Source organism: Microbulbifer halophilus (assembly GCF_026183675.1).
In the GTDB taxonomy this organism is placed as follows: domain Bacteria; phylum Pseudomonadota; class Gammaproteobacteria; order Pseudomonadales; family Cellvibrionaceae; genus Microbulbifer; species Microbulbifer halophilus.
Genome location: NZ_JAPIVK010000001.1, coordinates 178,989 through 192,717, shown reverse-complemented (window position 1 = coordinate 192,717; position 13,729 = coordinate 178,989). Strand labels below are relative to the sequence as shown.

The 13,729-nt window shown below is 64.3% G+C and carries 10 protein-coding genes; 7 read left to right on the top strand and 3 right to left on the bottom strand.

Going from position 1 to position 13,729, the window contains the following annotated elements; all coding sequences use genetic code 11:
• The first annotated feature begins 34 nt into the window (after positions 1-34).
• From OQE62_RS00780 to OQE62_RS00755, 6 genes are all read left to right on the top strand, one after another.
• Positions 35-562 carry a DUF523 domain-containing protein gene (locus OQE62_RS00780; RefSeq protein WP_265720073.1) on the top strand — a complete coding sequence of 176 codons (528 nt, stop codon included), beginning with the start codon at positions 35-37 and terminating at the stop codon, positions 560-562.
• A gap of 741 nt (positions 563-1,303) precedes the next feature.
• Positions 1,304-3,478, top strand: a complete 2,175-nt coding sequence (locus OQE62_RS00775) for an autotransporter outer membrane beta-barrel domain-containing protein (RefSeq protein WP_265720072.1) — start codon at positions 1,304-1,306, stop codon at positions 3,476-3,478.
• 223 nt (positions 3,479-3,701) lie between these two features.
• On the top strand, positions 3,702-4,916 hold the full coding sequence (locus tag OQE62_RS00770) for a pyridoxal phosphate-dependent aminotransferase (RefSeq protein ID WP_265720071.1): 1,215 nt from the start codon (positions 3,702-3,704) through the stop codon (positions 4,914-4,916).
• A gap of 205 nt (positions 4,917-5,121) precedes the next feature.
• Positions 5,122-5,598, top strand: coding sequence for an Lrp/AsnC family transcriptional regulator (locus OQE62_RS00765; RefSeq protein ID WP_265720070.1), 477 nt, complete (start codon positions 5,122-5,124; stop codon positions 5,596-5,598).
• A 104-nt stretch (positions 5,599-5,702) separates the two neighbouring features.
• Positions 5,703-7,091: an MFS transporter gene (locus OQE62_RS00760; protein WP_265720069.1), complete on the top strand. Its 1,389-nt coding sequence runs from the start codon at positions 5,703-5,705 to the stop codon at positions 7,089-7,091.
• The gene (locus OQE62_RS00755; protein ID WP_265720068.1) at positions 7,088-8,728 is read left to right on the top strand and encodes a glycoside hydrolase family 43 protein; all 1,641 of its coding nucleotides are present in this window, start codon (positions 7,088-7,090) and stop codon (positions 8,726-8,728) included. Before OQE62_RS00760 ends, OQE62_RS00755 begins: the two co-directional genes overlap by 4 nt.
• Positions 8,729-8,752: 24 nt before the next feature.
• Here OQE62_RS00755 and OQE62_RS00750 read toward each other — a convergent pair whose 3' ends face one another.
• On the bottom strand, positions 8,753-10,063 hold the full coding sequence (locus OQE62_RS00750) for a PQQ-dependent sugar dehydrogenase (RefSeq protein WP_265720067.1): 1,311 nt from the start codon (positions 10,061-10,063) through the stop codon (positions 8,753-8,755).
• Between the two features lie 114 nt (positions 10,064-10,177).
• On the opposite strand from OQE62_RS00750, the gene OQE62_RS00745 reads away from it, so the two are divergent.
• The gene (locus OQE62_RS00745) at positions 10,178-11,560 is read left to right on the top strand and encodes a pyridoxal phosphate-dependent decarboxylase family protein (RefSeq protein WP_265720066.1); all 1,383 of its coding nucleotides are present in this window, start codon (positions 10,178-10,180) and stop codon (positions 11,558-11,560) included.
• A gap of 41 nt (positions 11,561-11,601) precedes the next feature.
• On the opposite strand, the gene OQE62_RS00740 is transcribed toward OQE62_RS00745, so the two are convergent.
• Entirely contained in the window at positions 11,602-12,783 is a 1,182-nt protein-coding gene (locus OQE62_RS00740) for a mechanosensitive ion channel (protein WP_265720065.1), read from the bottom strand.
• Between the two features lie 436 nt (positions 12,784-13,219).
• Positions 13,220-13,729 (bottom strand): Lcl C-terminal domain-containing protein, encoded by a 510-nt coding sequence (locus OQE62_RS00735; RefSeq protein ID WP_265720064.1) that lies wholly within the window; start codon positions 13,727-13,729, stop codon positions 13,220-13,222.

Genomic DNA, 13,729 nt, shown 5'->3' with positions numbered 1-13,729 from the left:
AGGCGATGCAACAATCTTGCAGTGTGATCACACCATGCTATCTCCCCGCAAAATTCCCGTCGGCATCAGCCAGTGCCTGCTGGGCGCGCCGGTGCGCTACAACGGTGGCCACAAGCTCAGCCGGGTCTGTACCGAAGCCCTGTCGAAATACTTCGACTATCTGCCCTTCTGCCCGGAAGTGGCCATCGGTATGGGGGTGCCCAGGCCGCCGATCCACCTGGTAGCGAGCGACGGCGGGCCGCGCGCACAGGGTGTCGGGGATCCGCACCTGGATGTGACCCGGCAACTGCGGGAATACGCCGAGCGGGTGGCGCCGCAGGTGGCGCGGTTGGGGGGATTCATCTTTATGCAGAAATCCCCCAGTTGCGGGCTGCACTCGACGCCGCGCTACCGGCCCGGCGACCCGCAAGCGCAGGCCCACGGCGCCGGCTTGTTCGCCGAGCGGCTGCGCGAGCTGTTTCCGGCGCTGCCGGTGGAGGAGGCCTGGCAACTGGAGGAGCGGCCCCGGCGCGAGGAGTTCCTTGCCCGGGTGCGGGCCTACCGGGCGCAAAAGTGGGAGTAGGGTGGGGTGAGCGAACTTCCCGGGCGCATCCGCTCCCCTCTCCCCCGGCCCCTCTCCCGGAGGGAGAGGGGAGCCATGTCGGAAACGCCGGGGGCAAATCAGCCCACCGAGCTCTCCCACGCCCGATACCAGTCCGCTCTCCCGCGGGGTGAGGGTTAGGGTGAGGGGAGCCATGTCGGAAACGCCGGGGGCAACTCAGCCCACCGAGCCCTCCCGGGCCCCATCCCAATCCCCTCTCCCGCCGGGCGAGGGGTAGGGAGAGGGGAGCCAGGTCGGAAACGCCGGGGGCAAATCAGCCCACCGAGCTCTCCCACGCCCGATACCAGTCCGCTCTCCCGCGGGGTGAGGGTTAGGGTGAGGGGAGCCATGTCGGAAACGCCGGGGGCAAATCAGCCCACCGAGCCCTCCCGGGCCCCATACCAATCCCCTCTCCCGCCGGGAGAGGGTTAGGGAGAGGGGAGCCATGTCGGAAACGCCGGGGGCAAATCAGCCCACCGAGCCCTCCCGGGCCCCATACCAATCCCCTCTCCCGCCGGGAGAGGGTTAGGGAGAGGGGAGCCATGTCGGAAGCGCTTGAGGCAAATTAACCCACCGAGCCCTCCCGGGCCCCATGCCAGTCCCCTCACCGGTCGAGGAGAGGGGAGCTTGACCTCGGTTTCCGGCGCTGTGATCCAGGCTGCGGGCCTGTGCCGCAGGCATGTCTATACTTGCCCCATCGCAAACGACGCAAAGGAGTGCGCCATGGGGTTTCCCGTCAGATCCATCGCCGCGGCAGTGGCTCTCGCCGCCGTATCCAGCGCACAGGCCGACAACTTCACCCCGGATCTCTACGACAATATCGTCGTCTTCGGTGACAGCCTGTCGGACGGCGGCAATGCCGGCATTTTCACCAGCAGCGATCCCGACGGCATCCTGCCGATGCAGCCGGCGATCGAATTCACCGCGCAGAGTTTCGGCGTGTCCCCCCTGCTGCCTTCCTGTTCCGGCCTGGGCCCGGCCAGTGGCGGCGCCATTCCCTGTGCGCCGGCGGCGGGCACGGCCGAGCAGCAACTGCAGCAGATTGCCGGCTCGGTGCTGGCCAACGGCAGCAACTGGGCCGTGGGCGGCAACCGCGCCGCCGATGTACTGCTCGATGTGGTGGGGCCACAGCGCTTTCGCGAGCTGGCCCCCAACACCACCGTTGCCGACCACAATACCCTGACCACGGTGCTGCCGGATTCCAGCCGCTGCGGCGCGGACGGCGTCTGCGACCCCTCCGCCGGCGAGAGCCCCTACCCGTCACCGGCGGACGTGGCGCTGGCGACCGCCGCATTTGACGATCCGGCGGCGCTGCAGGCGCTGGTGGATGATCCGGGCAACAGTATTACCTTGACCGGCGTGCCTTTCGCCACCGGGCAGGGCTATCTGACGCAGAACCGGGTCGACCGCGACTCGCTCTACTACCTGAACGGCGGTGGCAACGACATCATTGCCGGCGTTCTGGCCGGCACCGTTTCGCCGGGGAGCATGGAGCGCTCGGCGGGATTTCTCGCCACTGCCGCGGCGGCACTGCGCAGTGCGGGCGCGCGCTTCGTTGCCGTGTCCAATGCGCCGCGGGTGGGCAATACGCCGCTGATGAACGATCTGGGGCCGGCCGCGGTCAGCGCCGGCAATACCGGCACGACCCTGTTCAACGAATCCCTGCGCCGCCAGCTGAATCGCGTCGGCAATGTGCTGATCCTCGATACCGAGGGCCTGGGCGCCCTGGCGCTGGACCGCCCGGGCCTGTTCGGCTTTGCCGATATCGACCAGGCCGCCACCTGCTACGCCGCCGGCGAGTGTGCCAACCCGGATCCGGTCTACAGCGAGAGCGGCAGCGCCCCGGACTCCGATCAGTTGTTTTTCAACGACGGTGTCCACCCGACCCTGGCCGCCGGGGAACTGCTGGGCGACTACTACTATTCCGTGCTCGCGGCACCGGTGGGCTTCGCGATACTGCCGGATCTCGGCTATGAGAACACCCGCAGTCACCAGTCGAACATCGATCACCACCTGGTGGCGCAGCGCTTCCGCGACCCGACCACCACGGTATTTTTCGGTGCCGCCTGGTCCCGCAACGACCTGGGACAGGGCCCGGCCCCCGGCGAGCGGGGCGACAGTTGGGATGGTTTCTTCGGCTTCAGCTTCGCCGCCACCGATGATTTCGAATGGGCGCTGGCGCTTTCCTATGCGGGCTCCGAATACCAGCCGGAGGACCTGTGGCTGCAGGCGGACAGCTGGAACCTGAGCGGTTTGGCGCGCTGGGACAACGAGCGCTTCTTCGTCGACGGCGGTGTCACCTATTCCGATATCGACTACTACGAGGTGGACCGCCGCATTCAACTGGGGCCCCACTTCTCGCGCCGAATCACCGGGGATACCGACGGCGAGGCCGTGAGTCTCTTTGCCCGCGCCGGTTACGATACGGCGCCCGCGCTGCCCTGCCAGCTGGGCCCGTTCGTGTCGGCGGCCTGGACCGATGTCTCCGCGTCCGGTTTCCGCGAGGATACCCACGGGGACCTGACCTACGTCGGCAGCAATGGCAGGAACCTGGACCCCATCGGCCTGCGGGTGCACCACCAGAGCCGCGAGTACTGGCGCTACCGCGCCGGCTTCTTCTACAACGCGCCGGAGAATGCCGAGTGGCGCTGGTTCGGCGAGGTCTGGTTCGAGGCCAACGACGGCGACGAAACGGACACCGTGGGGATCGGCCTCAAATCCATCCGCGGCAACAGCGCCCGGATGGCCGCCTACGACAGCCGCAACGCCGGCTTCTTCCAGAACGGTGCCGGCGCCCTGGTGGGCCTGAACCTGACCGACAAGTTCCAGGTGAGCGGCAATATCCAGGTGGGGGCGGACGACACCGTCGGCGGGCTGAACCTGAATTACCGGTTTTGATTCTGTCGGGACCCGGGCAGTGCGCACTGCGTACCCTACGGCGCTCCCCTCTCCCGCCGGGAGAGGGGCCGGGGGAGAGGGGGCCGAACGGCCGCCGAATTTTCTGCGGCAATCCCCTCTTAAAAGCCCCCCGAATGCGAAAACACCGCCCCGATCGCGGCAACGATTACCCGCCCGGTTGTTACCGTAGGGGGATCGAAGACAACCCGAGCAGTAAAAGACCGTGACGCAGTACAACCCCCGATTCAGCGAACTGAGTGAAGCCCTGAACAAGGACGATGCCAATGTCTGGGCCGTCAGCGATCGCGCCCACGAGCTGGCCGACAAGGGCGAGGATGTGATTTTCCTCTGTGTCGGTGACCCCAACTTCGACACCCCGGAACCGATTCTCGATTACACCCGCGCGCGCCTCGGCGTGGGGCGTACCCACTACTCCCCGGATGCCGGCGAACCGGTACTGCGCCGCGCCATCGCCGATATCGAGAGCAAGGTCTCGCCGCACCCCTGCAGCGCCGACGACGTGGTGGTGTTCCCCGGCGGCACCAACGCCATCTACGCGGTGCTCGCCTGCCTGCTGAACCCCGGCGAGGAACTGCTGATCCCGGAGCCCATGTATATCGGCTATGTGCCCATCTGCGATGCACTGCGCCTGAACATGAAGAAGGTCGCCTGCCCGGCGGACAACGATTTCGCCTTCGACGTCGACGACATCAAGGCCGCCATCGGCGAAGACACCCGCGCGGTGATGGTCAACACCCCGGTCAATCCCACCGGCGCCATGGCCACCCCGGAGCAGTTGCGCGAGCTGGCCGCCTACTGCCGCGAGCGCGGTATCTGGCTGATCTGCGACGAGATGTACTCGATGATCACTTTCGCCCGCCGCCACACTTCCCTGCGCAGTGCCGCGGAACACCTGGACAATGTGGTGGTGATCGACGGCCTGTCCAAATCCCACGCCATGAGCGGCTGGCGCCTGGGCTGGGCCGTGGCCCAGGGGCCGCTGGTGGAGCGGCTGGCAAAGTTTGCCGGCGCCACCATCTTCGGTTGCCCGCAGTTTATCCAGGAGGCCGCCGCCTTTGCGCTGGAATTCGACACCTATTTTGTCGAGGAGATGCGCTCCGCCTACCAGAAGCGTCGCGACCTGATCGTCGAGCGCATCAACAATATCCCCGGTCTCAATTGCACCTCCCCGGATGCGGGTATGTTCGTGATGGTGGATGTGTCTGCGGTGGCCCACTCGAAAGATGGAAACTGCGGCGAAGCCTTCGCCGAGGCGCTGCTGGACGCCGAGCGCGTGTCGGTGCTGCCGGGCGCGCCCTTCGGCCCCAGCGCCAGAAACCACGTGCGCCTGACCCTGGCGGCGGAGGAGGGCGAACTCGCCCGCGCGCTGGACCGCATCGAGCGCTTCGTTGCCAGCGGGAGCCGCCAGGCGGGCTGACTGCCCCTTGAATCTCCCAAATCGTCATTCCGGCGGATGCCGGAATCCAGAGCCCCCGGGGGCTGGATTCCGGTACTGGATCAATTCCAGCACAGGCTCTTCGCTGGAATGACGGCGACCGGTTGGGTGGGGGCAGTTTCGATCCCCGGCGAATGCCGCTATCCTTCCTCTTTGGCACAGAATCCCCTGGTAGAAGAACAACCGCGTGAAAATAGATCGCCACAACCTGAAAATTCTGGAGGCGCTGCAGACCAATGCGCGCATCAGCAACCTGAACCTGAGTGAACAGATAGGCCTGTCCGAGAGCGCCTGCCTGGCGCGGGTCAAACGCCTCACCAGCGAGCGCTATGTGCGCGAGTTTCTCGCCGAAGTAAACCTGGACAAGGTGCGCCACGCCGAGTTCTACGTCAACGTGGCCCTGAAGCGCCAGGATGCGCGCACCAGCGAAAATTTCCGCCGCGCCATCAACGATATTCCCCAGATCGTCTCCTGCGTGAAAATGTCCGGTGAATTCGACTATATGCTGCGCTTCGTCTGCCCGGACGCAGCGGATTTCAACCGCGTTTCCGAGCAACTGCTGGCGAACGAGGAGGCGGCCATTTCCCGCATGACCTCCCACCTGGTGATCGAAAAGACCAAGCCGTTTACCGGCTATCCGCTGGAGTTGTTGTTTCAGGATTGATTCCGGCGGTACGGTGCCTTTTTCTTGACGGCCTCGAACCGCCTCTATAGGCTTCTTTTGTTAGCGGTAACATTCCTGCGATAAAAACAAGAAGGAAGCCCCCCGTGAAGCCTGCCCCACTGAGCCGCAAAGAGAAGCTGGGCTACGGTCTCGGCGACACCGCCAGCAATATCGTCTTCCAGGCGGTGATCAACGTCCTGCTGTATTTCTACACCGACGTCTACGGCATCACCGCCGCCGCTGCCGGCACCCTGATGCTGGTGGTGCGGCTGTTCGATGCGGTGACCGATCCCATCATGGGGGCCATTGCCGATCGCACCCGTTCCAGGCACGGCCGCTACCGGCCCTGGATGCTGTGGGTGGCGGTTCCCTACGGGCTGCTCGCCGTGGCCGCCTTTATCACCCCCGGTTCCGATGCCGGCACCAAGCTGGTTTACGCCTATATCAGCTATGCCCTGCTGATGAGCGCCTACACCGCCGTGAATATTTCCTATTCGGCCCTGGGCGGGGTGATGACGGCGGACAGCGAGGAGCGAGCCAACCTGCAGACCTACCGTTTCGCCATGGCCATGATGGGCGGCTTTCTGGTGACCACTTCCATATTCCCGCTGGCGGCGCTGCTGGGTGGCGACAACCCGCAACTGGGCTTCCCCCTGGCCATGGCGGTGATGGCGGTCATCGCCGTGCTCTGCTTCCTGGGCTGTTTTGCGCTGACCCGCGAGCGCATACAGCCGGACGACAGCGCGCCGAAAGTCAGTCCCACCGCCGACCTGAAGGCCATGTTCAGCAATTCCCAGTGGCTGCTCGTCGCCCTGGCGACCCTGATCATCATGATCCGCGGTGCCATGCAGAGTGCGGCCAAGCCCTATTTCGTGGATTACTACCTGATCAACAATATGAGCGGTTTCTTCGCCGACACCGCCAACCTGTTGTCACTGTTTATGGGGCTGACCATGCTCGCCGGTGTCGCCGGCGCCCTCACCGCCGGCTGGCTGGTGAAAGGGCTGTGCAAGGTGAAGGTGATGAAGCTGGCCCTGTGCGGCACCATCGTCACCAATGCTCTCGTGTTCCTGGTACCGCGGGAATGGCTGCTGCCGTCGCTGTCCCTGGCCATGTTGTCCAACTATTTCCACATGATGTTCGTGCCGCTGCTGTTTTCCGCGGTGCCCGATACGGTGGATTACGGAGTGAAAACGGTAGGCAAGGGGGCCATGGCCATGTTTTTTGCCGGCCAGCTGTTCGCCCTCAAACTGGGCAACTCCATCGGCGGTGGCCTCACCGGCTGGGTGCTGGCTTTCTTCGGTTACCAGGCAAATGTGGAACAGAGCGGGCCGGCGCTGTTCGGCATTGTCTTCGCCTTTGCCGGCAGCTCCGTCATTGCGGGAGCGCTGGTGATCGTCTGTCTGCATTTTTACAAACTGAACCGCGGCTGGCAGGAGTCGCTTCCGGCCGGTGATTTGTCCCAACCCGTTCCGTCTTCCAGTACGCTATGAACAGCAAGATCACAAACCCGATTCTGCCCGGTTTCAATCCGGATCCCTCCATAGTGCGTGCCGGCGATGATTTCTATATCGCCACCTCCACCTTCGAGTGGTATCCCGGGGTACAGATCCACCACTCCCGGGACCTGGTGCACTGGCGCCTGGTCGCGCGCCCGCTGGACCGCGCCGAACTGCTGGATATGCGCGGCAACCCGGACTCCGGCGGTATCTGGGCGCCCTGCCTGTCCTACTGCGATGGCCTTTTCTGGTTGGTGTACACCGACGTAAAGCGCCACGAGGGTTCCTTCAAGGACAGCCACAATTACCTCACCACTTGCGCCACCATAGACGGTCGCTGGTCCGACCCGGTGCCGCTCAACAGCAGCGGCTTCGACCCCTCCCTGTTCCACGACGACGACGGTCGCAAGTGGCTGGTCAACATGCAGTGGGATATCCGCCCGGGCCGCCACTCCTTCAACGGCATACTGTTGCAGGAATATTCCCCGAAAGAAAAGAAACTGGTCGGCCCCGCGCGCAATATTTTCGGGGGCACGGATCTGCGCCTGACCGAGGCGCCGCACCTCTACCGGCGCAACGGCTACTACTACCTGATGACCGCCGAGGGCGGCACCGGCTACGACCACGCCATTACCATGGCGCGCTCGAAAAATCTCACCGGTCCCTACGAGCTGGACCCGATCAAACATATCGTGACGGCGAAGGATGACCCGCAACTGCCGCTGCAACGCGCCGGCCACGGCGACTGGGTGGAAACCCGGCACGGCGAGGTCTATATCGTGCACCTGTGCGGCCGCCCCCTGTCCCTGCACGGCGGCGCGGATCAGCGCCGCTGCCCGCTGGGGCGGGAAACCGCGATTCAAAAGGCCTACTGGAACGACGATGGCTGGCTGCGCCTCGACAACGGCGGCACCGACCCCGATCGGGACGTCGACCCGCCGGACCTGCCGCCGCACCCCTGGCCGGAAACCCCGGCCAGAACCACTTTCGATGGCGGCAACCTGCCGCTGGATTTCCAGTGGCTGCGTATTCCCCGGGACGAATCCGTCTTCTCACTGAAAGACAGACCCGGTTACCTGCGCCTGTACGGGCACGAATCCATCGGCTCCTGGTTCACGCAGGCACTGGTGGGGCGGCGGCAACAGGCCTTTTGCTTCACCGCCACCACCAAAATGGAATTCGAGCCGGACAGCTTCCAGCAGTCGGCCGGCCTGGTCTGCTACTACAACGCGCACAAGTTTCACTACTTGCACGTGAGCTGCAACGAGGCCCGAGAAAAGCATCTCGCCATCCTGAGCTGCGAAGGGCAGCAGCAGTGGAACCTGAACTATCCACACGAAGGCGCAAAGGAAATTCCCCTGCCGAAGGGCCGTGTCCTCTACCTGCGCGCGGAGGTAGCTTTTGAAAAGCTCTTTTTCTCCTGGTCCCTGAACGGGGAGGACTGGCAGCACATAGACGTCTGCCTGGATTACTCGTTGATTTCCGACGAAGCCGGCCGCGGCGAGGGCAAGAGTTTTACCGGCGCCTTTGTCGGCATGGCCTGCCAGGATGCGTCCGGCAGGTGTCGGCCGGCGGATTTCGGGTTCTTCGAATACCGGGAACACACACCAGACGTGGGCGACTACGGCTGATGGGCACGCTTCGCTTTGCCCATCCTACGGGCGCGCGCGATGCACCCGCCAGATGACATTGCCCACATCGTCCGCCACCAGCAATCCGCCCTGCCGGTCAATCGCCACGCCCACCGGCCTGCCGAATGCCTCGCCATCCGCGCTGACAAACCCGCTCAGCACATCCACCGGTTGACCGGCGGGCAGGCCGTCTTCAAAGGGCACGAATATCACCTTGTAACCGCTGCGGGGTTCGCGATTCCAGGAGCCGTGCTGGCCGATGAACATGCCCTTGCTGAAACGTCCGGGCAGGGAATTGCCCTCGGCCGCGGCCAGGCCCAGGGAAGCGGTATGCGGTCCCAGGGCGTAGTCGGGGACAATGGCGCTGGCAACCAGGTCGGGGTGCTGCGGCTCGACCCGCTGGTCCAGGTGCTGGCCGAAGTAACTGTAGGGCCAGCCGTAGAAGCCGCCATCCCGCACGGAGGTCATGTAGTCCGGCACCAGGTCGCTGCCCAGGGCATCGCGTTCGTTGACCGCCACCCAGAGCTCGCCGCTGTCGGGTTGCCAGGCCAGGCCGACCGGGTTGCGCAGCCCCGAGGCAAAGAGGCGATGATCGCCGCTTCGGAGGTCTATTTCCCAGATGGCGGCGCGCCCCCGTTCCCTTTCCAGGCCGTATTCGCCGGCGTTGCTGTCCGATCCCACGCCCACATAGAGCCGGTTGCCGTCGGGACTGGCGATCAGGCTTTTGGTCCAGTGCTGATTGATGGGGCCGGCCGGCAATTCGACGATGGTTTCCCCCGCTGCAGTGATCCGGGTCTGGCCCGTCTCGTAGGGGAAGCGCAGCACGGCATCGGTATTGGCCACATAGAAATCCTTGCCGACCAGCGCCATGCCGAAGGGGGAATTCAACCCGTCGAGGAATACCGAACGCCGATCCGCCACGCCGTCGCCGTCGGTATCGCGCAGCAGGGTAATGCGATTGGCGCTCTCGCCGCCCGCACCGGCCTTCTTCATCAGCAGGCGACCAATCCAGGCCCTGAACCCGCCCGCTTTTTTTGGCGGTCGGTTGGTTTCGGCCACCAGCACATCCCCGTTGGGGAGCACATAGAGCCAGCGAGGATGATCGAGTGCCCCGGCGAAGGCCACCACCTCGGTACCGGTGGCCGCAACCGGCCCGGCCCCTTCGGGCCAGCCCCTGGCCGGCGCGATATTGACCGTCGGAATCAGGGATTTCGCAGGTGGCGGCAATACGGGGTTGGGACCGGTTCCCGCGGACACCGGCAGGCGGGCCATATCGCTACAGGCAGTCAATGTCAGCGCGAAGCAGATGAAAGCAACCGGGCGGGGCAGAAACATAACGATATCCTTTTCGGATCATCGTAACATGACCGCCGGGAATACTTCCGGCGAGTTCGGGCGTCGCGGGTCCGGGGTTCAAAGCCGGTAAACCGCCTGTACGGAGGGAAGACGATGTCGAGGATACGAGAGGAGGGCGCGCAGCTGCCGCAACTGCTGGCGCAGGCGCTGGAGACCAGCGGCGAGTTTCTGCGCACCCTGGAAAGCCGGCCGGCGGCCTGTACCGATGCGCCGCCGCTGCCGGCGGGGGAACTGCCGCAATCCGGTTGTGGTGGTGCCGGTGCGCTGGACCTTTTCCGCCGGCAGATAATGCCGCACCTGTCCGCCTCGGCCGGGCCCCGCTACTGGGGATTTGTCACCGGTGGTGCCAGCCCGGCGGCACTGATGGGCGATTGGCTGGCGGCGGTCACGGACCAGAACCTGTCGGTTTCCGGCGACTCCATCGCGCCGGCGGTGGAGCAGCAGGTGCTGGAATGGCTACGGCAAATGTTCGGACTGCCGTCGAGCTTCGCCGGCAGTCTCACGAGTGGTGCCACCAGCGCCAACCTGCTGGGTCTGTTGTGCGGCCGCCAGTTCGCCGGCCGCGCGCAGGGAATCGACGTGGCCGCCGAAGGACTGGTGGGTACGCGTATCGAGGTATTTTCCGCCTGCCCCCACGCCAGCAGCCTGAAGGGGCTGGCAATGGCCGGGCTGGGCCGGGACAGGGTGGTAAACGTGGCCTGCGAGCCAGGCAGCGAGCGTATGGATGTGGCAGACCTGGAACGCTGCCTCACCGCCAGTGACAGCTCCGGCAAGATCGTAGTGGCCAGTGCCGGTACCGTCACCGGCACGGACTTCGACGACCTGGAGGCCATCGCCGGCTTGTGTCGTGTCCACGGCGCCTGGCTACATGTCGACGCCGCTTTCGGGCTTTTCGCCAGCCTGTTGGACGACCGCCGGCACTGGCTCCGCGGTATCGGCGCGGCGGACTCGATTACCAGCGACGCGCACAAATGGCTCAACGTGCCCTACGACAGCGGCATCTTCCTGACCCGGCATCTCGATCTGCTGGAAGAGGTGCTGGCGGTGGCGTCTCCCTACCTCCCGACCGGCGGTCCCGCGCCGCATTTTATGAATCGGGGCGTGGAGAACTCGCGCCGCTTCCGTGCGTTGCCACTGTGGTTCGCGCTGCAGGCCTATGGCCGCGAAGGGGCGGCCCGGCTGGTGGAAGAAAACTGCCGGCAGGCGGCGCGATTGGCGGAGTGGATTGACGCTTCGCCGAATTACCGGCTGCTGGTGCCGTGCGGATTGAACGTGGTGGTCTTTTGCCCGACGCGACACGGCGATATCGGGGCCTGGCTGGAGAGGCTCAACCGTGCCGGACTGGTTTTTATGACGCCGGGAAACTGGCAGGGGGAAACCGCGGTGCGCGCCGCGTTCAGCAACTGGTCTACCAGTGAGTCGGACGTGGAGCGGGTTGTCGGGCTGCTCGCGGAGGCGGGGCGACCCGACTGGTGACGGCCGCGCCCTATGGGCCGGCCGCCACTGCCGGGCGGGAATTAGCGCTGTGAAATTTTCGACGCCCATTTGTCGGCGATGATCTTGGCCGCATCCCGGCCACCCAGACCGAAGGCGAGCGCCACGGCGACGGCGACGCTGCCGAGGGTAAAGCCGAAGGCCATGTTGACGATGTTGTCGGCCAGGCCCATGGCCCGCAGCCCCATCGCCAGCACCAGGCCCAGGATCGCGAACCTGGCGATGTTGGCCATCGCGCTCGAGGTACCGCCAGCGGACAGCTTGTTGTAAGCCAGGGTGCTCAGGAAGTTGCCGATAAGCAGGATTACCGCGCCCACCAGAATATTGCCACCGAAGTGCAGCAGGCCGGCGAAGATGGTCGAGATCACCTCGATACGGAGCAGGTTCACGGCTGCGGTGGCCGCCCCCAGCATCGCGAAGAACATGATGACGCCGCCGATCAGTCTGGTCAGCGTAAACGAGGAGCTGAACATGCTCTCGGCGCCCATCTTGGCCGGCAGCTCGTTCACGTGCATGGCCTCCAGCAGGCTGTTGAGCATGGTCACGACAAAACGGGTTACGAAGTAAGTCACCAGCAGAATGATCGCGGCGCCGATGATATTCGGTATGGCGGCCATAAGCCGCTCGATCATGGTCGAGGCCGGCTCCGAGATGGCCGGGATATTCAGAACCCCCAGCGCGGCCACGATGATCGGCAGCAGGATGGCGATGAATACGAAGGCGCTGCCGAATTTCGAGACCTCCACCTTGTCGTTGCCGGTCCGCTCGGCGACCTGCTGGTCTACCTTGCCCAGTGCCACGCCCACCAGCTCGGAGGCGATTTTGGCAATCAGCCAGCCCGCGTAGCCAATCACGCCCGCGCCGATGATATTGGGGATCGCGGCGGTGAATTTACCCAGCATGTCCCGCAGTGGCGCCAGCACATCCGTCAGGCCGAAATGTTGCAGAACCGCCAGCAACACGAAGATGATCAGGACCGCCTTGACGAGTGAGGCGATCGGGGATGCCAGGTCTGTGACAGTGCCGTCTGCATCTTTGCGGTGCAGGAATGAAAGTTTCGAGAGGATCTTGCGGAGAATGCTTACGAAGATCTTGACGACTACCAGCCCGACGATGAGGATGATCAGGCCGACAAGGGCGTGTCCCAAGGTGCCCGAAACCCCCGGGCCGAGGAATTCGTTCAGCGTATTGGTGATTCCATTCATGATCGGTGTTCCTTCCGGTTTGCGCGCGATCTGGCGGGATAAAAGCGACCACTGGGGGCCGCTCTTTCCTGACGCCGAGATCGAACAGTATAGAATATAAGCGATAACTGTCCCGGAGCGGGATCGTAATAATCGCTTATATGAAGTCCGATTCCGTCTCTGAATGGAGGCTGGTGAAAAGAAGCGTCGCCAGCGGGTAACTTTTCCCGCCGGTAGTGGGTGGCTTTTGAGGAAATAGAGCAGCGGTGCCGGTGGCAAAAGGTTGCGTTATTCAGGGAGCGGAAGCCTGGGATCGTCCCCTGGCTTACCCGGATGGGCCGCGTGCCTGATGTTCTTCCCATAGCGATTGCCCATCAGGCTGTTGGCCTGGTACTGCGCCGATAACGCCACCGGCAGCCAGAATGGGGCGTCTGGCGGGCTGATTGCTGTCACAGGGTCACCTTACAAGGCGATCGCGCACCAGGTGAATGGCTTTAGGCCTGGCCCGTTCGCCGTAGGTAAATGCTCCGGTTTCGAAATCGACGAGCCAGGAATAATGGCTATGGAAACGGGACGGCGACGAGGACCAGACATCCACCGGGGCCGTATTTGGGAAAACTGTCAGGTTGATCGCGGGGGCGACGCATTGAGGTTCGATCAGGCTACTCAGCTCGCGGATATTCGGCAGTCGCCAGTCCCTGTAGCCAGCGAAACCGCCCTCCCGGTTGAAAGTCGGCACGTAGGCCAGCGCCTCGGCCCACGTCAACATCAGGGGTGCACCTTCGCCGCAGGATTTTCCCGCGACACCTTCCTGGCAGGTGCGCCACATCAAACCGGTTTTTGTATCGACAACAGTGCTGTCTTCCTTCTGTTGATAGCGCGAGGGCGGCGCTGTCGTCGCGATGTGTCCGGTCTTGCAAAGCTGATCGGCCTGCGCGTGGCAGGCAGCTGTCAGCAATATCGACAA